This window comes from Nocardia sp. NPDC050630 (genome assembly GCF_044457245.1).
In the GTDB taxonomy this organism is placed as follows: domain Bacteria; phylum Actinomycetota; class Actinomycetes; order Mycobacteriales; family Mycobacteriaceae; genus Nocardia.
Map to the genome: position 1 here is coordinate 303,106 of NZ_JBITGN010000002.1, position 21,418 is coordinate 324,523.

Sequence of the window (21,418 nt, forward strand, 5' to 3'; positions counted from 1 at the left end):
GCCGACGAGCGTAGCGCCTGCTCGATCCCGCTCCTCAGCCGCCATTCGGGCACGAGTTCGGCCGCATGCGCGGCGATAGATTCGCCGAGGTCGGGTATTGCGCAACCATGACAGCAGTCGACACTTCGGCGCCCGTTCTGCCTCGACCGCGCGGGGAACTCTCCGCGGGGATCATCGAGACGTTGCGCGGAGATATCGGTCGTTCCGTCCCATCCATGATCGATGCGGACCCGTACGGCGAGGATCTGCAACTGGCTCTGCAGCTGTGTTACGAGCTGCATTACCAGGGTTTCGACGGGGTCGATCCGGGGTGGGAATGGAATCCGCGGTTATTGGAATTGCGGGCCGCATGTGAAAAACGGTTCCTCGACGCGCTGCTGCGGGACGTGCCGGGCGGCGTCGACTTGGACGCCGAGCTGGCGCAGTTGGTCACCGAGCCCACCGAACCGACCGACATCGGCGCGCACCTGCGCGAGGCCGGTGAATGGTGGCAGATGCGTGAGTATTTCGTGCATCGATCGATCTACCACCACAAGGAGGCCGATCCGTATGCGTGGGTGATCCCCAGACTGCGCGGTCAGGCCAAGGCGTCGCTGGTCGCGGTGGAGTTCGACGAATTCGGCGGCGGACGCGGCGAGCGTGTGCACGCACAGCTCTATGCGGACCTGATGGCCGCGGCCGGGCTCGAGTCCGGCTACCTGTACTACCTCGATGTGGTGCCCGCGCCGATGCTGGCGGTGGTCAACATGATGTCGCTATTCGGGCTGCACCGGCACTTGCGCGGTGCGCTGGTCGGGCATTTCGCAACCGTTGAGACAACCTCGCCGCCGGGGGCGGCGCGGATGGTCGAAGCCCTGCGCAGACTCGATGCGGCGCCGGAGTGCGTACGGTTCTACGCCGAACATGTGGAGGCGGACGCGGTCCACGAACAGGTCATGCGACGCGGTGTGATCGGCGACCTGATCACTCGACAACCCGAGCTGACCTCGTCGATCGTCCTCGGCATCCAGGCCACCAACCTGCTCGAAGATCGCTTCGCCGATCATGTTCTGGCCCAGAACTGGGCATCCGGGCGCAGTTCACTGCGCAGTCCGGGGCTCGTCGCGCCCGATTCGATACCAGCGGACCGATTGCGCAGCACTATTCGGGTTAATCGGCGAATGTGATGTTGATTCGCCCGCCGGGCGTTTATCGCCCGCAAGCAGATACCTGGTTGCTCGCCCGTGCCATGCGGGATGCGCCGGTGCCGCCCGGTGGGCGCGCACTGGATGCCTGCACCGGAACGGGTGTACTCGCGATCCATGCGGCACTGGCCGGAGCCGCGTCGGTCACCGCCGTGGATATCTCCCGGGCGGCGGTCGCCACGGCCTGGCTCAACAGCCGCATCCGCGGCATCGGCGTGGAGGTCGTGCGTGGCGATGTCGCCACCGCACTTGGCGATCGTCGATTCGATGTGGTGGTCGCCAACCCGCCCTATGTACCGAGTGCTCACCCGGGTCGGGGGCGCACGCGCGCTTGGGACGCCGGACACCACGGACGTGTCGTATTGAACCAGTTGTGCCACCGGTTGCCGGCACTGTTGGCACACAACGGTATCGGCCTGATCGTGCATTCCACGGTCTGCGATCCGGATCGAACCCTGACCCAATTGCGCGGCGGTGGACTGAAAGCGGCGATCGTCGCCCGGGCCATCCTGCCGTTCGGGCCGGTTATGCGCCGCAGAGCTGCCTGGCTCGAGGCGACCGGTCTGATCGGTCCACGACAACGACATGAAGAGCTGGTGGTGATCCGTGCCGACCGAATCTGATCCGGTGCGCAGACTGTCCTTCACCGCCGATGGACCTCTCTTGGTGGAGGGCCCCGTCGAGTTGGTGACGGCCGACGGGCGGACCCTGCATTGCGACCGTTTCCAGGTGGCCATCTGCCTGTGCCGTCGCTCGAAGAATTACCCGCTGTGCGACACCAGCCACCGCAAACACCGCCGCGACTGAACCGCACAGCTTGCCGGAAAAGAAAGGCCCCGACCGCAAATATGCTGGTCAGGGCCCTTTTGAGCCGATGACGGGAATCGAACCCGCGCTGTCTGCTTGGGAAGCAGAAGTTCTACCATTGAACTACATCGGCAGTGCGCTGTGCGCGTCCGCGACTTTATCAGACCAGACACTGAGCCGGTCAACTTCCTTGCTCGAGCCGCTGAGTGTCGAAGTGAGGCAACGGCTTCAGCGGGTCACGCCCCGAACCCAGGAGTCCGGGGCGCATAAACTTGGCCAACCCGCTATTTCGCGCGACATTCGGTGAAGATCCTGGTGTTGGCCGCGCGTGCCTTGTCGGCATCGGACTGGCTCATGCCGAAGTTATTGGCGTCGGCGGCCTTGGCGTCGTATTCGTCGCTGATCATCTTGCGCAGGCCCTCCTGCGAAATACCTTGGTCCACATAGAGCTTCGCGGCGCAGTCGGCCAGGCTCTTGTCCTTGAGTCCCTTGTCCTGGAGCGACTTGGAGAGGTCGGCTTGGGTTACCGCGGGCTGGTCCGAGCCCTTGTCGTTACCGCACGCCGCCAGTATCGGCAGCGCGACGAGCGCTGCGGCGATCAGGAAGGTCCGCACCTGATTCCTCTTCTCGATTCAGTTCGAATACACGGCCACCGCGGTGGCGCCGCAACGATAATGCCGTACGGCGCCGCGCGGTAGCGCAGCGATCGACTTCCCAGCCGGGAAGTGGGTTACAGGTCCATGGCCGCGCGCAATGCGGTATCCAACCGATCCAGCGCATCGGCTTCCATCTCATCGATGGGCTCGGCCAACCATCCGCGATAGATGCGACCGATATTCCCGGCATGTACCCACCCGTGCCGTTCGACGGGCACAGCCAGAATGTCCTGCGGATCCTCGTCGAGGACCTCGGCGGCGATCAGCCACTGCCTCGGTGATTCATTGATGCCGTCGCTGCTGATGAGCACGACGGTACGGCGCCGCGGCGAACCGTGTGGGTGATAGATCCACAGTTCACCCCTGCGCACGCATCGCCTCCTCGGCGGCGGCCAGCTCCGCCTCGTCCGTCGTGGCCAGGGCCGTCACATCGGGTATCGGGCCGACGCCGGTCCGCACGGCTTCGCGACGCGCTGCCTTCGATATCCACGCCGACGGCGACATCCCAGCGCGGGCCGCCGCCTGTTCGGCGAAGGCCCAGGATGCCTCGTCCAGCGAGAGGGTGACCTTACGCGTTGCCATACCATTTATCGTACCGGCGTTTCGGTCGACTGCCAGCGGAAATCCGGCCGGAGGTGGTGGCCGGAAATCTCGGTCCAACGGGTGCGAACCGCTGTACGGTCACAGCTATGACTACGTTGAACCATCACCGGGTTGGCGCGGGGGAACCGCTGGTCATGGTGCACGGCGTAGGTAGCCGCTGGCAGGTGTGGGAGCCGATCATCGACACCCTCGCCGAATCCTTCGACGTCATCGCCGTCGATCTGCCCGGCTTCGCGGGGTCGGCGCCGATCGAGCACACCACCGTCGACACCCTCACCGAAGCGCTCACCGACTTCCTCAGCGAACAGGGCATCGAGCGCCCGCATCTGGCGGGCAATTCGATGGGCGGACTCATCTGCCTGAACCTCGGCGCACGGGGTGCGGCCCGCTCGGTCACGGCATTTTCGCCGATCGGATTCTGGGACACCCCCGGCCGCGTGTGGTGCCAACAATCACTCGGCAAATCCCGCCAGCTCGCGCGGGTGCTGCGCCGATGGCTGCCCGACGTGCTCGGCACCGCCGCGGGTCGCACCGTATTCCTGTCATTGATCTTCGGCAAGCCATGGGCGATCGATCCACAGGTGGCCATCGACACCGCCAGCGATGCGGCCGACGCGCCCGGTTTCGAGCCCGCCCTTACCTCCTTCACCGATGCGAAATTGCACGAAATCGGGGCACTGGCCGACATTCCGGTCACCATCGCTTGGGGCAACCGGGACATTCTGCTGACCTACGCCACCCAGAGCAGGAAGGCTCGCGCCGTGCTGCCGAACGCCCGCCACGTCACGCTGCACGGCAGCGGCCACACGCCGTTCTTCGATGATCCGGCCGGATGCGCGCGGGTTCTGCTCGACACCATCAGCCCACGTCACTGATCGGTCGGGTCAAGGTTGTCGGATCCGCCTCGCCGAGCAGGATCCGCACCGCGTTTCCCCAGCGGTGTCGCAGGATTCGATTGCGGTCCAGATCGCCGGTGAGCAGCACACGCATGGCGAGACCGGTCATGATCTCGATGGTGAATTCGGTAATGGTTGGCACGCGCGGGTCCTCCGGGAATTCCTGACGGAAGATATCGCGAATGCTGTTGTGCATCAGGTCGAATAGTCGATGCTCCAGCGGCAGAAAGGCCGCGAGCAGTTCGGGATCGGTGCGCGCGCCGACCCACATCTCCAGCGCCGCCCAGAATGACGGTCCGGTGAACATGTGCATGGTCAGCTCGACCGCGGTTTCGAGGCGATCCGCACCGACCGGAATTGCCTCGAATTCCCTTGTCAGCTGGGCGAATCGGCGTTCGGCCAGATGTTCGACGGCACCGGCGAGCAGATCGGCCTTGGTCGGGAAGTGATGTTGCAGCGTGCCGCGGGGCACCCCGGCACGCTTCTGCACTCCGAGGGTGGTGGTACCGGCGTAGCCGACCTCGACCAGACTCTCCACCGCCGCGTCCAGGAGCCGCGTGCGCATGCGCGAGCGCCGCTGCACTTGCGTCTCCCGGACGCGTTCGGGCATCGGATCAGCGCCCCTGCCACTGGGGTTCGCGCTTCTGCGCGAATGCGAGCGCACCTTCGGCGGCATCCTTGGAGAACAGCGCGGGCAGCGCGATTTCGCCTTGTTTGGCGAAGCTCTCGGCGACGGACCAGTCCGGCGATTCATCGATGATTCGCTTACTCGCCGCCACCGAAAGCGGTGCGGCCGCGACGATCTCGGCTGCCAATGCCAATGCGGCGTCGAGCGCCGCACCGGGTTCGGTGACCCGGTTGACCAGTCCGAGCTGGTAGAGCCGTTCGGCATCGATGCGGCCACCGGTGAGCGCCAGCTCTGCGGCGATGGGACGCGGCAACCGCTGGGTCAGCCGCAGTACACCACCGCCCGCGGCGACCAGACCGCGCTTGACCTCCGGAATACCGAACTGGGCATTATTCGCGGCGACAATGAGATCACCGGAGAGTGCGAGTTCGAAACCACCGGCCAATGCGAAACCTTCCACGGCCGAAATCATCGGTTTGGTAGGCGGTTTCGCGGCAATGCCCAGCGGACCCCGGTTGCGTGTTATCGGCATCTCACCCTTGGATGCCGCGACGAGATCCATTCCAGCACTGAAGGTTCCACCCGCGCCGGTGAGCACGAGCACGCGCGCGTCAGCATCGGCCTCGAACTCGTCGATCGCCGCCTCGATGGCCTGCGCGGTGGCCAAATTGATGGCATTGCGGGCTTCCGGGCGATTGACGGTCAATAGCGTTATCGCATCGCGCTTTTCGACCAGGACCAAGTCATGCCGATCCGTCTCCCGGTCGCCACCACTCACGGACTCGCTGTGCGACGCTGCGTTCATTTGACAGTCCTCTCGGTGAGCAAAGTGAGCTTATCGGCGGCGATCACATCGGCCTGCGCGCCGATCGGGTCGCCGTCGGTGAACGCCGCGACGGTTTCTGAATCGGACGCCCGAACCAGTATGCGGGCACCGGTCGGAGTCAACGCGCTGATCACCACGGCCTCGGGTTCGTCGGCGTGTTCGGGCGCGGTGCCCTTGCGATAGGCGATCGTGTAGGCCTCGACGATGGCCGGCCCCGTGTAGCCGGGTGCCGTATCACGCCGTGCCACAGGCACTTCCGGGGCGGCGGCATGGAAGAGCCGCGCGGGTGGGCGCGCGGAGTAGACGCCGAGGGCGTGCTTGGTGATGTACCAGCCGAGTGCGCTCGCCAGGCCGTAGGCCGACGGATCATCGCGCAGCCGACCGGCCAGCGTCGCGATCGAATGAGTCGCGTAGTTGTTGCCCGGCCCGCCCGCGAAGGTGAGTCCGCCGGTGACCGACAGTGGCCGTGCCGGATCGTCGATCGGCAGCTCGAGCGCCTCGGCCGCGACCTGCACCGCGACCGGGAAGCACGAATACAGGTCGATATGCGCGACATCGTCGATGCCGATACCCGCGCCGGACAATGCCGCCCGACCAGCCGCCGCGATGGCCGGTGACCTGGACATATCCGCACGTTCGGAGACGAACCACCCGTCGGTGGCGCTGGCCCCGCCATGCGGAAAGACCCAGTGGTCCCTCGGCACGCCCGCCGCATCGGCCGCCGCCGCACTGCACAGGATCAGTCCCGCCCCCTGATCCACGGACAGGTTCGCGACGAGCAGCTTCGGATAAGGCGAGGAGACCATGCGATTCGCGCGCGTCGGCGTCACCAGATCTTCGATCGACTGTTCAGCGGGCTGCCATGCATACGGGTTCCGGGCCGCCACCGCCGAGAGCCGCGACCACAGTCCCCCGATCCGCTCACGATGCGCGGCCTCGCTCAGGCCCAGTCGTGCGCGCAGCGCGGTCTCCATCAACGCATAGAAATAGATCGGCCCCCACAGTCCCGCCGCCGTCTCCATTTCGGTGTTGGGGCCACGTTCGGTGCCGATGAGCTCGGTCGGTCGCACATCCTCGTCCTGCTCGGGCCAATCGAGTGCGCCGCCGGTGCGGGTGGCCGCATTCCAGGATGCGACCGACTCGGCACCGGTGATCAGCGCGATCTCGCAGCGCCCGTCGACGATGGCCTGCGCGACGGTATTGACCAGGCGCTGCGGCGCATCACCGCCGAATCGCGCGGATTGCCACGTTCGCTTCGGCGCGGCGCCCAGTCCTGCCGCGACCAACGCGCCGAGATCCGGATAGGGCCTGCTGACCGAGGCCGCGGCCGCGATCAGATCCGCCGAGCGCAATAGCCGATCCCCGGTACCGCTGTCGGCGCCCGCGCGGCGCAGCGATTCGGTGGCGAGTTCGACCGGTCCGGGCAGCCCGGGCTCGCCGGTGCGGTGCACAATCTGGCCGACGCCGACAAGTACCGGTGTGCGCGGATCCAATCCGGGTGGCAGCATGGTTCCTCCGCTCTTTACCGTCAGTGTTGACGGTAACTTGCGTTCGATTAGAACAAAGCACATGCACAAAGGGCAATGGCCCTCGAACTGACTCGCGGGTAATATCCGGGAATGGCCTCGAATATCGCGCTACGGTTTGTTGACGACCGCGCTTACGTCACCCTGGACCGGCCGGACAAGCACAATGGCCTGACCATCGAGATGCTGCGCGATCTCGTCACGACCGCGCATACCGTCGCCGAGCACAAGCAGGTCCGCGCGGTCATCCTGGCCGGCAACGGCCCGAGTTTCAGCAGCGGCCTCGACCTCGCGGGAGCCAGCCGCGATCCGCTCGCCGTCATCCGCGGCTTCATCCCGCTGCCCTGGCGCGGCACCAATACCTTTCAGGAGGCCTGCTGGGCCTGGCGTCGACTCTCGGTGCCGGTGATCGCAGCGGTACACGGCCACTGCTACGGCGGCGGGCTACAGCTCGCACTGGCCGCCGACGTCCGCTTCGCCAGCCCCGACGCGGAATTCTCGGTAATGGAAGCCAAGTACGGTCTGGTCCCGGATATGACCGGCGCGGCGACGCTGTCCCGGCTGATCGGCGTCGACAAGGCACTGCAGCTGACCATGACCGCCGATATCGTGGACGCCGCATACGCCGAGCGCATCGGCCTGGTCACCGAGGTGACCCCGGACCCGGTCGCGGCGGCGGAAAAGCTCGCCGATCGCATCGCGATCCGCTCTCCGCAGGCCGTCGCGGGAGCCAAACAACTCTTCGATCGCTCCTGGCATGCCTCGGCTCGGCGCACCTTCGCCATCGAGCGGGCCACCCAACTGCCATTGATTGTGCGGCAGGCCATATCCCGTAGCCGCTGATAACAATTCAGGTAGCGCAACGCTTACAAGTTTCCAGACGAATCACACAAGCCACCAATTTCCCGGTTTCGCTGTTAGCATCTTGAACGATTCGCCAGCCAGCCGAAATGTGACACGACACACGGTGTGGGGGCCTGCGTATCGTGCCACTTCGGCCATAACCGGAGGGCTTTGAGATTGCACAAAACCGCGTCCGCCTTGCTCTCGGCACTGGCAGGAGCTTCGGCATTGCTCCTCATAGCGACTACCCCAGCCACGGCAAACCCCAATGCGATCAACCCGATCCCGGTGCTGAACGGCACCAATGGATTACCGAATCTGGTCGGCCGAACCAGGGCGGTATTCCAGGTCACCGGGATGGCGAGCCCGAACAATACCCAGGCCTATAACGTGCTCGGCACCGATCTGGGCATCATGTGGGATAACGGCGACGGCGAGATGCTGACCGCATTCGGTGATACCGCCGGACTCGGCTTCCCGAATCTGCTCGCGGGCAGCACCTGGGCGTGGCGCAGCAATATTCTCGTACGCAGCCACACCCACGATCCGTCCAACGGCATCTACTTCGACAGCGTCGTGCGCGATATCTTCGGCCAGGCCCGCGATCTGATTCCGAGCCCGAAGATTCCATTCATCGAGATCAGCCGGATCCCCACCGCTGGCATTTCGGTCGGCGGCGCGCAGTACATGAGTCTGATGTCGGTGCAGAGCTGGGACGATGTCGGCCGGTGGACCACGAATTTCTCCGGACTCGCCGTCTCCGGCGATAACGGTGAGACCTGGGCCGAGCTACCCGAGACCCGGCGGCCGAATGAAGGCGGTAATGCCAACTTCCAGATGAACGCGTTCGTCAAGGACGGCGGTTACGTCTACGAATACGGCACCCAGTCCGGGCGCAACCGGGCGGCGTATGTCGCGCGGGTCAGGGAAGCCGATATCGCGAATCTAGGCGAGTACGAGTACTGGGACGGCGAGCACTGGAGCAAGAAGGGCGACGTCAATGCCGCGGCGCCGATCATGGGTGGCGTCGGCGAGATGTCGGTGATGTACAACGCGTATCTGGGGCAGTTCATCTCGCTCACCACCGATCCCTTCAACTCGGTGGTCATGCGGCGGGCCAGCTCACCCGTGGGTCCATGGAGCGATCCCGAGGTGCTGATCGACACCCGCGAGCTCCCGGCCGCGTACGCTCCGTCGATCTTTCCGTACCAAACCGGACGCGACCTGTACTTCGTCACCACGGTGCACACCCAGTACAACGTGGTCTTAATGCGCACTACCCTCTAGTCCCTTCCGCAACGGCACGTGGCCACGGTCATGTGCCGTTGCCAGTTTTCCGCCGACTTGACCTCAATGGGGCTTCAGGTATGAGGCTGGGTACGTTGCGTCGTCGAGCTTCGGGAGAGACCATGGGCAGCACCCTCGCATCCAGCGAATCGAATAGCGGCACTTCGGGTTTGCGCGAATGGTTGCGCGCGCGTGCACAGCCGATTTTCGATACGCATTCGAATAGCATCGGATCCGATATCGCGGCGTTAGCCGAGCGGCTGGGATCGGCCACCGTGGTCGGGTTGGGTGAGTCGACCCGATTCTCTCGACAGACCTTCGGACTGCGTGAGCGGGTATTCCGGGTGCTTGTCGAACAATACGGTTTCCGCACGCTCGCGGTGCAGGACAGTGCGCGTTCGGGTGAGCGACTCGATGCCTATGTGCGGACCGGCGTGGGTGATCCCGAATCGGCGCTCGCGGATGCGTGGCGGCCGACCCGAACCGCCGAAATGGCGGCGGCACTGGCGTGGATTCGCGAATTCAATCGGAAACACCCGAACGATCCCGTGCGAATTCTCGGCGTCGAGCCGCCGCGGGCGGAATCGTCGGATTACGACGTGGTGCTGGATTACGTTCGACAGTATGCACCGGATCGTTTGGCCGCCATCGAATCCCATCTCGTCCCGATACGCACCGCGCATCAGATCGATGAACATGTGCAGCGCCATCAAGGAATTCACCCCGGCCGCCCCTTCATCGAGGATGCACGCGATGCCTTGGCATTATTCGAAAAGCTCCCGGTGACAACAGAATCCGAGAATGCACTGGCGCATCTGCGGCTCATCGTCGATTTCCACGAGAAGAGCGTCGCCGGACAGGGTGGTTTCGCACGCGACGAGCGCCCCGCCGCACAGCGGGTCATCGAATGGCAGCGCGATACCGGCGCGAAAATCGCGTACTGGGACGGCATAGCCCACACCGCGGCCCTACCTCTCGGTGACGGCCCGGCGGAGAACTCCGAATTCCGCGGTACTGGTAGCTATTTGCGCGAACATTTCGGTGCGCGGTACGTCTCGGTGGCCATCGGATTCCATCACGGCGATCTCGGTATGGCGATGGCACCGGAACCGCTGTCGGACCTGGTCGACGCGACGCTCGGCATGGTGGACCTGCCCGCCTTCTATATCGACTTGCACAGCGACGCACCGAAATCGGCGCAACAGTGGCTGCACGAACCGGCAAAACTCCGCACGATCAGCGGCATCTACGATCCAGCCAAGGACGCGACCGCCCACACCACCGTGCGATCCCTCGTGGACGCTTACGACGTACTCGTCCACATCCGCGAGACCTCACCGGTGCACTGGTTGCCCCAAGCGAGTTCTTAGCGCCCGGCCGACCACCCACGATCATCCCGGCGGACACAGCGGATGGTTTCGCGACCGTCGCGGAGCACGGCGGTCGCGAGCACCCGGCCCTTGCGCGGTGCACGGCCATCGCGTAATGCACGGCAGCGCGTCCGCGGCGCACGGCCGTCGCAGGAGTACGGGCGCACGGCGCAAAGGCGCGGTATGGGCAAATACACTCGCGCGTATGGACGCGACCGAATGGGATATGCGGTATGCGCAGAGTGAGCTGGTCTGGGGTGCACCGCCGAATAGCACCGTCGTGGAGCATGTCTACGGGCTGGAGCGGGTCACGCCGTTAGTGCCGGATACTCCCGACGGCGAGCCGCCCGCACTGCCGCGTGCCCTCGATCTCGCCTGCGGTGAAGGTCGCAATGCGCTGTGGTTGGCCACGCACGGCTGGCAGGTGCACGCCGTCGACTATTCACAGGTGGGCATCGATAAGGGCCGTACCATCGCGAGTCGGCTTTCCCGCTCGGTCCGCCATCGGATCAATTGGCAGTGTGCCGATGTCACCGATCTGGATGCCGCGGGCATCACCGGCCCGTACGAACTCGTGCTGATGGTCTTCCTGCACCTGCCCGCCGAACAACGTCGCCCGCTGGTGCGCCGACTCGCCGATCTGCTCGTCCCCGAGGGCACCCTACTGATCCTGGGCCACGACACCACCAATCTCACCGAGGGCTTCGGTGGCCCGAAGGACCCCTCGGTTCTGTTCACCCCCGACGACATCATCGCCGACCTCGGCCCCGACCCCCACCGCATCCGCGTCCGCGTAGCCGACCGCATCTACCGCCCCACCGAGGAACGCGACGCCATCGACGCCCTGGTCATCGCCACCAAACCGCCGGCAGACCCGCCTGCCGTCGAGTCCGAAACCCCTATCGAGCAGCCACGCGAAACCTGACGACGCCCCGATAATTCGGCTCACCGACCTTTGGTCATCCGCAGGCCGCGGCCACCCCGCCAACCTGACCGGGATCGGCTCCGCGCAGCGAGAACCGATCTCAGCAACCTATTGCCCTCGGTTATGGCGATTGCCCTCGGTTATGGCGATCGCCGCGGCGGCGGTGCACAGAACCGCGGTCCAGGCGAGGGTCGAGGTGTGGTCGGCAAGCCAGGAGCCTGCGGGGCGAGCCCGAGCGCCGAGCTGTGCCGAGGGCGAGCCGCACCGCCTGCCGATCAGCCGTATTCACCGGTCCGCGAGCAGAATCGCCACCAACTCATCAGGGGCATCACGCATGAGGTTGTGCTTGCTGTCGACTGCATGCGTGCGCCACTGTGGATCATCGCGAAGCCGCTCATAGAAGCTGGTGAACGGAGATTCACCGTCCCAGCTAGCCGCGTATACGTATTCCCGGCGCCGGAATCGGGTGAGGTCGCCGGTGAGCTGAACCGACTGCAGCAGCGAGGCCAGCGGGTGTCCGGTGGCGCGCGGATCGAAGAAAGGCAGCGGCGGCACCGCATAACCGGTCTTCGCCACGTCCAGGTACCACTGCCGCTCCTGTTCGGAGACCAGCCGCCACATGGAGTCATCGTGGCGCGGCACCACGGCATCGAGGTAGACCAGCGAATCGATCCGCTCGGGTACCCGGTCGGCCGCCCCGGTGATCACCATCCCGCCATAGCTGTGACCGACCAGCACCGCGTCCTCGATATCCTCGGCCACCAATAGCCGCACCACATCCTGGACATGCGTCTCGAGGTTCACCGATGCGGTCAGCAGATGGCTGCGCTCGGCGAGTCCGGTGAGGGTCAGCGGGTAGACCCGATGACCAGGCCGGCGCAACTGGTCGGTGATCGATTCGTAGCACCAGCCACCGTGGCACATGCCTGGGATAAGAACGTAGGTTGCCAATTCACACTCCGGTTCCCTTCGCCGGGTCGATCGGTGGGCACGTGCGGCACCGGCATATCGACTCGAGCCTCTTCCAGCGAAGTCGACGCGCAATCAGAAGTCCAACAGATCGTTCTTCTCATAGCGAGAAGTTCTCGTTATATAGCGAGGTAACGAACGCGCGACCAGGAAGAGGCTATGCACTCCACCGCGCCAGCCAAGGTGTGACCGTCTCGGCGATGATGTCGAACCCGGAGCGGAAAGAGTGGGCCTGACCTGGGATAATCCGAACTTCGGCGGCATCGGCCGAATCGGGCACACCGAACGGGTCATTGGCACCGTTGATCACGACGACCTCGATCTCGCCCGGAGCCAACAGTTCCTCGCGACGCGTCTTCTCCGGCTTACCCGGAGGATGCAGCGGGAACGACAGCGCGAGCACACCGCGCGCATCGGCGGCAATGGCGGTGCGGCAGGCCACTCGCGCCCCATTGCTGCGCCCACCCGAAATGAGCGGGACCTTCTTCACCCGCTTGCGCAGGGCGGCGACGATCTCGAGCCAAGCCTCGTCCTGCTTCACCGCGGAGCCGGGTGCGCGTCGTCCGGCGACCCGATACGGCTGCACCACCCGCGCGACCGCGCCGCCCAGTTCGTAGGCGCGATCGCGCACGGTGAGCAGGTCTTTCGCGTCGACACCGCCGCCGGATCCGTGCGTGAGCAGCAGTAGGAACGCCGCCTTGCGCGGTTTGTCGAGCTCGATCTCCGCGGGGCCCGCGCTCGTCTCGATTCGCACATCTTCACGGTAGTCGGCGCCAGCTATCCAGAGACGCCCAGCCAGTCGGACGCTCAACACGCGTCGGCAAACCCGGCTCGGCCTTCTACTACGCGAGCCGTAGACGAACGGCAACGCATTCGAGTGTTTTTCACATCACATTTGCCCGCTCGAGCCTTTGCGGCCCCATTACCGACCGGTAATATGGCGAATAAGTTACCCGCGAGTAGCATGCGGCTGATCCTTCGAGCGACCTGCAAGCAGTCGCTACGGAGGCAGGCACGGCTACCCGATGGATGGACAACGGGCGGGAACGGCGAGCAACCGACCGCACCAACTCAATGGAGAGTGAGTAACAGAAATGGGCCACTACAAGAGCAACGTCCGCGACCTGGAGTTCAACCTCTTCGAGGTACTCGGCCTCGGCACCATCCTCGACAGCGACGCCTACGGCGATCTCGACACCCAGACCGTCAAGGAGATGCTCAACGAGGTGCGTCGCCTGGCCGAGGGTCCGCTGGCCGATTCGTTCGTCGACGGTGACCGCAACCCGCCGACCTTCGATCCCGAGACCCACACGGTCACTCTCCCCGAATCGTTCAAGAAGTCCTACCGCGCGCTGGAAGACGCGGGCTGGGCCAAGGTCGCCGTCCGCGAGGAGCTGGGTGGCCTCGGCGCCCCGAGCGCTGTCTCCTGGGCGCTGGGCGAGATGATCCTCGGCGCCAACCCGCCGGCTCAGATGTACGCCGCCGGTGCGGGTTTCGCACAGGTGTTCTACAACAACGGCACCGATGAGCAGAAGAAGTGGGCGCAGATCATCGCCGATCGCAACTGGGGCGCCACCATGGTGCTGACCGAGCCGGATGCCGGTTCCGATGTCGGCGCAGGCCGCACCAAGGCGATCAAGCAGGAGGACGGCTCCTGGCACATCGAGGGCGTCAAGCGATTCATCACCTCTGGCGACTCCGACGACCTGTTCGAGAACATCATGCACTTGGTGCTGGCCCGTCCCGAGGGTGCCGGTCCGGGCACCAAGGGTCTGTCGCTGTTCTACGTGCCGAAGTGGCACTTCGACTTCGAAACCCAGACCCTTGGCGACCGCAACGGTGTCTTCGTCACCAATGTCGAGCACAAGATGGGCATCAAGGTCTCGGCCACCTGTGAGGTCACCTTCGGTGGCCACGGCGTGCCCGCCAAGGGCTGGCTGGTCGGCGAGGTGCACAACGGCATCGCGCAGATGTTCGACGTGATCGAGAACGCGCGCATGATGGTCGGCACCAAGGCCATCGCGACGTTGTCGACCGGTTATCTGAACGCACTGGACTACGCCAAGCAGCGCGTCCAGGGTGCGGATCTGACCCAGATGACCGATAAGGCCGCCCCCCGCGTCACCATCACCCACCACCCGGACGTGCGCCGCAGCCTGGCCATGCAGAAGGCCTACGCCGAGGGTCTGCGCGCCATCTACCTCTACACCGCCGCACACCAGGACGCCGATATCGCCGAGCTGGTCTCCGGTGCCGATAAGGATGTGGCCTTCCGCGTCAACGATCTGCTGCTGCCGATCGTCAAGGGTGTCGGTTCCGAGCGGGCCTACCAGTACCTGACCGAATCGCTGCAGACCTTCGGTGGCTCCGGCTTCCTGCAGGACTACCCGATCGAGCAGTACATCCGCGACGCGAAGATCGACTCGCTCTACGAGGGCACCACCGCGATCCAGGCGCAGGACTTCTTCTTCCGCAAGATCGCCCGTGACCGCGGCGTCGCGCTGGCCCACGTGGCCGGCCAGGTGCAAAAGTTCATCGAGTCCGAGGCGGGCAACGGTCGGCTGAAGGCCGAGCGCAAGTTGCTCGCCACCGCGCTCGAGGATGTGCAGGCCATGGCCGCCACCCTGACCGGGCACCTGATGGGCGCCCAGGAGCAGCCGAGCGAGCTGTACAAGGTCGGTCTCGGTTCGGTGCGCTTCCTGCTCGCCGTCGGTGACCTGCTCATCGGTTGGCAGCTGCTGCGGCAGGCCGACGTCGCCATCAAGGCCCTCGACAACGGCGCGACCGGTACCGATGAGGCGTTCTACAAGGGCAAGGTCGGCGTCGCGCAGTTCTTCGCACGCAATGTGCTGCCGGAGCTGACCGCGACCCGCGCCATCCTGTCCAACCTGGACAACGACATCATGGAGCTGGACGAAGCGGCGTTCTGATCCAATAGATTTCGCACATGGCGGCCCCGGAATATCCGGGGCCGCTGTTGTTATTCGGTGCCGTGCGCCATCTCTCGGGCGGGCTCGGCGAGCTGTATCGTCGCATGTTGCGGATCTTCGGCCAGCACAACGGCATTGCCGCCCAGCCGTTTCGCCCGATACATCGCGTCGTCGGCGCACCGCAACAGCAATCGCGGCCGTCCGTCGTCGGTCCCGCCCTCCCATACCGCTACTCCCACACTGACCGTGACGGTGACGGGTATGCCGGACGCCTGTGCCACGGCAAGGCGCAACCGCTCGCCCAGATCCAGCGCGGCCGCGCGATCCAACTGATCGACCACCGCGAACTCCTCCCCGCCGGTGCGGGCGACCACGGCATCGGGATCGGCCACGGCGCGCAACCGCTCGGCCGTCGAGACCAACACCTCGTCACCGATGATGTGGCCGAAGGTGTCGTTGACCGACTTGAAATGGTCGAGGTCGAGAGTGATGACGCACAGTTGTTGCTGGTACCGGGAGCGGTGCAGGTAGTAGTCGAGTCCGCGGCGATTCAGCAGTGTGGTCAACGGGTCGGAGAGCACATCGATGCGCAGTACCCAATAGCAGAATTGCAGCGCGGGCAGCACGACCACAATGGCCGCGACCATGATCAGGACCATCGCACCGGCCAGCGCTAGATCACTGCTCTGCGCATCGACCACCAGCAATATGGCCAGCGCACTCACCGTGAGCAGCGACCATCCGGCGTGCACGGCGAGCGCCTTTGGACTGTGGAAGAACGTGATGTAGGCACCGGTGACCACGAGCAGCATCGCGCTCAGTGCGCCGTACACCCGATCGCTGTCCACCAGGCACGATGCCGTGATCGCGAGATCGGCCCAGATCAACATGGCCAGTGAGGTGATGGCACGTGGCCATGGGAAAAACCACCAGCGGATCGTCCAGACCGCGGCGGTCGCACCGGCCGCCGCGAAGATAGTTCGGCCCGCCGTGCCGCTCGGACCGGCGGGCGACATCCAGATCAGGATGTTGATCACGAGCATCAACGCACCACCCGCACCGATGATCGCCTGGATCAGGCGCAGCCCGGAATGGGATTCGAGAGTACGCACGAACCAGCGATAGTGCGCCGGATCGCGCCACCAACTACGAAGTATCGCGCGACTGTCACCCATGGAGCCACCGCCTAGCGTTCACGAAATCCTGCTGGATGTACCGAACAGCTTTGCCATTTCGAGCGGCTGTTAAGCCAGCGGTGACAGGTCAGTACCTGCCCGAGCCCCGTCTCCTGATCCTCCCAGTGTAGCGATCGTCACATGTCGCTCTCCAGCCCGCAGGACCCGGACAGAGATCACGAAACCGGGCACAATGACCGGGCAGACTGCGCGCTAGAAGGGATCGTCCGGATGAACCGATCGCTGTCCGCAATCACCAGAGCCGGTGTACTCGCCGCCGCACTCTCGGTCGCGCTGGCCGGACCGGCCGCCGCGGACTCGAATTTCGTGCTTCCCATCCCCGGCATCAACCCCATTCCCGGCCTCAACGGACAGCCACGCGGCCTGCCGCGCTTACCCGGATCGACCCAGGCGGTCTATCAGATGACCGGGATGGACAGCCCCAATCGCACCCAGAACGTCAATGTGCTCGGCACCGACCTCGGCGTCATGTGGGACGACGGCAACGGCCGGATGATCACCGCCTTCGGCGACAGCGCGGGCCTCGGCTTCCCCAATCTGCTCGTCGGCAGCGCCTTCGCATGGAGCAGCCAGGTGCTTTTCCATAGCTCGACCAAGGATCCCTCGCACGGGATCTCCTTCGAGAGCGCCGTGACCAATCCGCTGCCCAGCCCGAAGATTCCGGGCATCGAGATCAGTCTCATTCCGACAGCGGGCATTTCGGTCGGCGGGGTGCAGTACATGAGCCTGATGTCGGTACGCGAATGGGGTGAGCACGGCAAGTGGACGACCAACTTCTCCACTCTCGCCGCCTCCGGTGACGGCGGGCGGACCTGGGCACCGCTGACAACCACCCGGCGCGCGAATGTGGACGGACACCAGAACTTTCAGCAGAACGCCTTCTTGAAAGATGACGGTTACGTCTATCGCTACGGCACCCCGGCCGGTCGGCTGAATCCTGGATTCGTCTCGCGGGCAAAGGAATCCGATATAGCCGATCTCGATCGCTACGAATACTGGGACGGCACGGAGTGGAAACCCGAGGCCAAGGACGCCACACCGATCGTCGGTGATGTCAGTGAGCTGTCGGTCATGTGGAACGAACATCTCGGCAAATTCATCATGCTCACCACCGATTCCACGAATTCGGTGGTGCTGCGCACCGCATCGGCGCCGGAGGGACCGTGGAGCGAATCGGAGGTGCTCGTCGACGGCACCGCGCTGCCGAGCGCCTACGCGCCGATGATCTTCCCGTATCAGACCGGCAGTGATCTGTACTTCTTGCTGTCGGTGTGGAACCAGTACAACGTCGTGCTGATGCGAACCCCGCTGTAGGAGTCGACTACTCGCATTTCACGACAGGTACCGGGTCGTACTTCACCGTCCGCGTGGTGCGTGAGATCTGCCGACCGCTTTTGCGATCGGTGATGACTCGCGTATCGGAGATTGTGAACCCCGGTGCGCCTTCAGTGGCGATGCAGTCCTTGCCCTTGGGGAGTTTGACCTCGGTCGGCTCGGTCGGCTTGGTCTTCTCGCCGGTGATGGATTCGACATTGACGGTCTTGGTGCCCCAGAGGCGGACCGTGACTTCCGAGTCGGTGGTCGACGTTTCGATGTAGACACCGGATTGGCTGTTATTGCGGAATTTGAGGTCGATGACACCGTCGAAGACGGTGGCCTCGCGTGCCGCCGGATAGCGGGAAATGTAGTAGCTGTGCTCGGTGTGACCGGCATCCTCCATACCCGCGAAATAGGCGGCGTTGTAGAGGGTGGTCGCGAACTGGCTGATACCGCCGCCGACCGCGGTGCTCGGACGGCCGTGGTCGATGATGCCGGATTCGACGTAGCCCTCGGCAATGCCGCGTGGTCCGGTGAAGTCGTTGAGCGAGAAGGTTTCTCCCGGTTTGACGATGGCGCCGTTCACCTTCTTGGCGACCACGCGGATATTCACACCGGACGGTCCGCTGAAGCCGCTAGTGGTGAATTGGCCCATCACCTCGGTGACGCCGAGTGCATTGGCGGCCTCGGTGGTTAGCTTGGGATCGACCTTGTCGTAAACGGCCTGGGCGGTGCGCTCCTGCGGTGCGACGATGAGATTCGGCAACTGCTCGAATGTCTTGGCCCAATTGATCTTGTCGCCGATCACGGCCGGAACCACCGACGCGGTCGCCCCGGTCACGGCGAAGGTCGCATCCTTGGCCTCGACCTCGGACGGCGCGAGTTGCGGACCCAGCACCCCGAGAGCGACATCTTGTTTGAAGGTCGCGGCCAGACCACCCTGACCATCGGGGGCGAACGACAGTATGGACGCGATCTGCTCCGGCTCGAGCTTGCCGGTCGCATTGTTCTTGCCAGCGAACACAATCGGCGCACTCACCGCCGGCTCGGCGATGGTGTGCAAGGCCTGCTCGACCGCCTCCGCGCGCACGGCAACGGGCGCGGCCGTCTCCGGAAGATCGAGCAGCGCACCGAGATACCAGTTTTCGATGAGCGCGGTGCGCGCGGCTGGGACATCGAGGATGCGGCCGGGTACCGGTGGCACGGCGACCGGGCGGGCGCCGTCGAAGGCGATGGTGCCCTCGACCGTCGGGCGGTCGTGTACGCGCAGGGCGGTGAGCTGGGCGTCGAGTGCATTGTCGTCCACGGTGCTCGCGACCGGCACCGTATGCGTGACGAACAGCGAGGTCAGTCGGGTGATCGGATTGAGCGGTTGGCCGCCGATGCGGGCCATCGTGGCATCCCAATCCGCCCCAAGGCCAGCGGTTCGAGGAGTGATCCTTGTCTGCACGTCGCCGATCCGCAGCGGCAGTTCCTGGTCGATGCGCGGATCCACCGCGGTACGCAGCTGGGCGGCCGCGTCGGCGGTGTCCTTGCCGCCGATATCGATTCCGGCGACCACGACGCCGCGCGGTACGTGACCGGAGGAAAGTACAAGGTCGGCAACGTAAGCCAGTCCGCACACCGCGATCAGTGCGCCGATGCCGATACCGATGCGTTTGGCGATGGGCGATCTCAGCCCGCTCGGTCTGGATGGCTTTTCGGGTCCGCGACGCCGCTCGCCGGTGGGTGCGGGTGTCTCGGCTGGTTTCGGCCGTCGAGATGTCCGCAGCGGCTCGGTGGGCATGGAATCCCCGGCCCACTCAGATGACTGGTCTCCCGACGGAGTCGGAGTCTGCGCAGCCGCTTGCGGCTGTACTGCTGACTCATGCCGCACCGCCGCCTGGTAGCGCCTCGACTGCTCGGCCGTCCGAGGCCTTGGCGGCTGGGGCGGCTGATCCGCGCCCGGATCCTGCTCAGCAACAGTGCGCGGCCGCGGGGGCTGCTGCGGTGCGGCGGAGCGCGCCGAGTCGAGGAGCTGCCGTAGTCCGACCTGGCCGCCTTCGTGTCGACCTTGCCGCCCGGTACTCGATTCGCTCGTCACGAACCGTCCTCCCCGCTCGATTGTCAGGAGCCCGCACGGTGCGAGCCCCGCCAACGATAATCGTCTGCACCGACATCGTCAGAACAGCACGGTCGACCAGCGAATCCCGCGCAACGGACCGCGCCACACATGGAAGGGCCCCGCGTAGTTGCCGGGTCGGGGGTCTGGCAACTACGCGGAGCCATCCCGTTTATCGCTGCGTCGCACCGCGCGTTACACACGCGCGGGACAATCGGATGTGAACTCCTGCCACCGGGGCTCCACACGCGACGAGGAGATGGATGGAATGCAGCTGGGAATGATCGGCCTAGGTCGGATGGGCGGCAATATCGTGCGCCGGATCGTCAAGGACGGGCACACCGCCGTCGGCTACGAACGCAGACCCAAGACCATCGACACGCTTGTCGCCGAACTGGGCAGCGATGGTTTCCAGGGCTCCACCGATCTGAAGGACTTCGTGTCCAGACTGGCGACCCCGCGCGTGGTCTGGGTGATGATCCCGGCAGCGGTGACCGGTCAGGTGATCGACCAGGTCGCCGAGCTGCTCGAACCCGGCGATATCATCATCGACGGCGGCAACAGCCGCTACCACGACGACATCGCGCGCGCCGCGGTACTGCGGCCCAGGGGCATCCACTATGTGGATATCGGCACCTCGGGCGGGGTATTCGGACTCGACCGCGGCTTCTGTCTGATGATCGGCGGCGAGGCCGAGGCGGTCGCGCATCTGGACCCGCTGCTGAAGTCCATCGCCCCCGGGGTCGAGGCGGCAGAGCGGACGCCGGGCCGCACCGGCGAGCCGTCGCCCGCCGAACATGGCTATCTGCACTGCGGACCGGCCGGTGCGGGCCATTTCGTGAAGATGGTGCACAACGGCATCGAATACGGCGCGATGGCCGCCTACGCCGAGGGCCTGAATATCCTGCACAAGGCCAATATCGGCGCGACACACGATGCCGTGGCCTCCGCCGAGGAAACGCCGCTCGAACATCCGGAGTGGTACCGATACGACATCGACGTGCCCGAGGTGACCGAGGTGTGGCGGCGTGGTTCGGTGGTCGCCTCGTGGTTGCTGGACCTCACCGCGAGCGAGCTCTACGCCGATCCGACCCTGGCATCCTTCGACGGTCGGGTATCGGACTCCGGTGAGGGCCGCTGGACCCTCGACGCCGCGATCGATACCGGCGTCCCCGCGCCGGTGCTCGCGGCGGCACTATTCGCGCGGTTCTCCTCACGTGGCGAGGCGCTCTATGCGGACAAGATGCTCTCGGCCATGCGCAAGGCCTTCGGCGGTCACATCGAGCTGCCCCCGAAGTAGGACTATCCGCCCCCGCGACCAGCCTGATCGGATTCGCCGCCGCCCGTGGGAGTT

At 65.1% G+C, this 21,418-nt stretch carries 21 protein-coding genes and 1 tRNA gene; 11 read left to right on the plus strand and 11 right to left on the minus strand.

The window, feature by feature from the left end:
- Positions 1-107: 107 nt before the first annotated feature.
- From ACIBG0_RS08805 to ACIBG0_RS08815, 3 genes are read left to right on the plus strand one after another with little or no spacing between them, the layout of a single operon-like run.
- Entirely contained in the window at positions 108-1,166 is a 1,059-nt protein-coding gene (locus ACIBG0_RS08805) for an iron-containing redox enzyme family protein (protein ID WP_397030676.1), read from the plus strand.
- Entirely contained in the window at positions 1,166-1,807 is a 642-nt protein-coding gene (locus ACIBG0_RS08810; protein ID WP_397031195.1) for a HemK2/MTQ2 family protein methyltransferase, read from the plus strand. Before ACIBG0_RS08805 ends, ACIBG0_RS08810 begins: the two co-directional genes overlap by 1 nt.
- Positions 1,791-1,991: a CDGSH iron-sulfur domain-containing protein gene (locus tag ACIBG0_RS08815; RefSeq protein WP_397030677.1), complete on the plus strand. Its 201-nt coding sequence runs from the start codon at positions 1,791-1,793 to the stop codon at positions 1,989-1,991. Before ACIBG0_RS08810 ends, ACIBG0_RS08815 begins: the two co-directional genes overlap by 17 nt.
- A gap of 62 nt (positions 1,992-2,053) precedes the next feature.
- Here the strand turns inward: ACIBG0_RS08815 and ACIBG0_RS08820 are convergent.
- The 4 genes from ACIBG0_RS08820 to ACIBG0_RS08835 all read right to left on the minus strand — a co-directional run bounded on the left by ACIBG0_RS08820 (position 2,054) and on the right by ACIBG0_RS08835 (position 3,229).
- A tRNA-Gly gene (locus ACIBG0_RS08820) sits at positions 2,054-2,124 on the minus strand.
- Between the two features lie 151 nt (positions 2,125-2,275).
- Complete coding sequence (locus tag ACIBG0_RS08825) at positions 2,276-2,605, minus strand: hypothetical protein (RefSeq protein ID WP_397030679.1); 330 nt, start codon at positions 2,603-2,605, stop codon at positions 2,276-2,278.
- A gap of 116 nt (positions 2,606-2,721) precedes the next feature.
- On the minus strand, positions 2,722-3,018 hold the full coding sequence (locus tag ACIBG0_RS08830) for a hypothetical protein (RefSeq protein WP_397030681.1): 297 nt from the start codon (positions 3,016-3,018) through the stop codon (positions 2,722-2,724).
- Positions 3,005-3,229 carry a hypothetical protein gene (locus ACIBG0_RS08835; protein WP_397030682.1) on the minus strand — a complete coding sequence of 75 codons (225 nt, stop codon included), beginning with the start codon at positions 3,227-3,229 and terminating at the stop codon, positions 3,005-3,007. Before ACIBG0_RS08835 ends, ACIBG0_RS08830 begins: the two co-directional genes overlap by 14 nt.
- Positions 3,230-3,336: 107 nt before the next feature.
- Between ACIBG0_RS08835 and ACIBG0_RS08840 the strand changes: the two genes are divergently transcribed.
- Entirely contained in the window at positions 3,337-4,125 is a 789-nt protein-coding gene (locus ACIBG0_RS08840) for an alpha/beta fold hydrolase (protein ID WP_397030684.1), read from the plus strand.
- Here ACIBG0_RS08840 and ACIBG0_RS08845 read toward each other — a convergent pair.
- The 3 genes from ACIBG0_RS08845 to ACIBG0_RS08855 are packed head-to-tail and all read right to left on the minus strand — an operon-like array spanning position 4,109 to position 7,108.
- A complete protein-coding gene (locus ACIBG0_RS08845; protein WP_397030686.1) occupies positions 4,109-4,711 on the minus strand; it encodes a TetR/AcrR family transcriptional regulator in 603 nt (200 codons plus the stop codon). The genes ACIBG0_RS08840 and ACIBG0_RS08845 overlap by 17 nt on opposite strands.
- 49 nt (positions 4,712-4,760) lie before the next feature.
- Positions 4,761-5,579, minus strand: a complete 819-nt coding sequence (locus ACIBG0_RS08850) for a crotonase/enoyl-CoA hydratase family protein (RefSeq protein ID WP_397030688.1) — start codon at positions 5,577-5,579, stop codon at positions 4,761-4,763.
- Positions 5,576-7,108 carry an acetyl-CoA acetyltransferase gene (locus tag ACIBG0_RS08855; protein WP_397030690.1) on the minus strand — a complete coding sequence of 511 codons (1,533 nt, stop codon included), beginning with the start codon at positions 7,106-7,108 and terminating at the stop codon, positions 5,576-5,578. The genes ACIBG0_RS08850 and ACIBG0_RS08855 overlap by 4 nt, the downstream gene beginning before the upstream one ends.
- Before the next feature lie 111 nt (positions 7,109-7,219).
- On the opposite strand from ACIBG0_RS08855, the gene ACIBG0_RS08860 reads away from it, so the two are divergent.
- The 4 genes from ACIBG0_RS08860 to ACIBG0_RS08875 all read left to right on the plus strand — a co-directional run bounded on the left by ACIBG0_RS08860 (position 7,220) and on the right by ACIBG0_RS08875 (position 11,551).
- Complete coding sequence (locus tag ACIBG0_RS08860; protein WP_397030692.1) at positions 7,220-7,969, plus strand: crotonase/enoyl-CoA hydratase family protein; 750 nt, start codon at positions 7,220-7,222, stop codon at positions 7,967-7,969.
- A gap of 177 nt (positions 7,970-8,146) precedes the next feature.
- On the plus strand, positions 8,147-9,256 hold the full coding sequence (locus ACIBG0_RS08865; protein ID WP_397031197.1) for a DUF4185 domain-containing protein: 1,110 nt from the start codon (positions 8,147-8,149) through the stop codon (positions 9,254-9,256).
- Between the two features lie 122 nt (positions 9,257-9,378).
- On the plus strand, positions 9,379-10,626 hold the full coding sequence (locus ACIBG0_RS08870) for an erythromycin esterase family protein (protein ID WP_397030694.1): 1,248 nt from the start codon (positions 9,379-9,381) through the stop codon (positions 10,624-10,626).
- A 205-nt stretch (positions 10,627-10,831) separates the two neighbouring features.
- Positions 10,832-11,551 (plus strand): class I SAM-dependent methyltransferase, encoded by a 720-nt coding sequence (locus ACIBG0_RS08875; RefSeq protein ID WP_397030696.1) that lies wholly within the window; start codon positions 10,832-10,834, stop codon positions 11,549-11,551.
- Positions 11,552-11,836: 285 nt separating this feature from the next.
- Here ACIBG0_RS08875 and ACIBG0_RS08880 read toward each other — a convergent pair whose 3' ends face one another.
- Positions 11,837-12,502, minus strand: coding sequence for an alpha/beta fold hydrolase (locus ACIBG0_RS08880; RefSeq protein ID WP_397030698.1), 666 nt, complete (start codon positions 12,500-12,502; stop codon positions 11,837-11,839).
- A 175-nt stretch (positions 12,503-12,677) separates the two neighbouring features.
- Positions 12,678-13,274: an alpha/beta family hydrolase gene (locus ACIBG0_RS08885; protein ID WP_397030700.1), complete on the minus strand. Its 597-nt coding sequence runs from the start codon at positions 13,272-13,274 to the stop codon at positions 12,678-12,680.
- Positions 13,275-13,614: 340 nt separating this feature from the next.
- Between ACIBG0_RS08885 and ACIBG0_RS08890 the strand changes: the two genes are divergently transcribed.
- On the plus strand, positions 13,615-15,450 hold the full coding sequence (locus tag ACIBG0_RS08890) for an acyl-CoA dehydrogenase (protein ID WP_397030701.1): 1,836 nt from the start codon (positions 13,615-13,617) through the stop codon (positions 15,448-15,450).
- Positions 15,451-15,500: 50 nt separating this feature from the next.
- Here ACIBG0_RS08890 and ACIBG0_RS08895 read toward each other — a convergent pair whose 3' ends face one another.
- Positions 15,501-16,625, minus strand: a complete 1,125-nt coding sequence (locus ACIBG0_RS08895; protein ID WP_397030702.1) for a GGDEF domain-containing protein — start codon at positions 16,623-16,625, stop codon at positions 15,501-15,503.
- Between the two features lie 231 nt (positions 16,626-16,856).
- Here ACIBG0_RS08895 and ACIBG0_RS08900 point away from each other — a divergent pair, with 231 nt between their 5' ends.
- The gene (locus tag ACIBG0_RS08900; RefSeq protein ID WP_397030703.1) at positions 16,857-17,960 is read left to right on the plus strand and encodes a DUF4185 domain-containing protein; all 1,104 of its coding nucleotides are present in this window, start codon (positions 16,857-16,859) and stop codon (positions 17,958-17,960) included.
- 7 nt (positions 17,961-17,967) lie between these two features.
- Here ACIBG0_RS08900 and ACIBG0_RS08905 read toward each other — a convergent pair whose 3' ends face one another.
- The gene (locus ACIBG0_RS08905) at positions 17,968-19,749 is read right to left on the minus strand and encodes a VanW family protein (RefSeq protein ID WP_397030705.1); all 1,782 of its coding nucleotides are present in this window, start codon (positions 19,747-19,749) and stop codon (positions 17,968-17,970) included.
- Between the two features lie 583 nt (positions 19,750-20,332).
- Here ACIBG0_RS08905 and gnd point away from each other — a divergent pair.
- Positions 20,333-21,364 (plus strand): phosphogluconate dehydrogenase (NAD(+)-dependent, decarboxylating), encoded by a 1,032-nt coding sequence (gene gnd, locus ACIBG0_RS08910; RefSeq protein ID WP_397030707.1) that lies wholly within the window; start codon positions 20,333-20,335, stop codon positions 21,362-21,364.
- Positions 21,365-21,418: the final 54 nt, after the last annotated feature.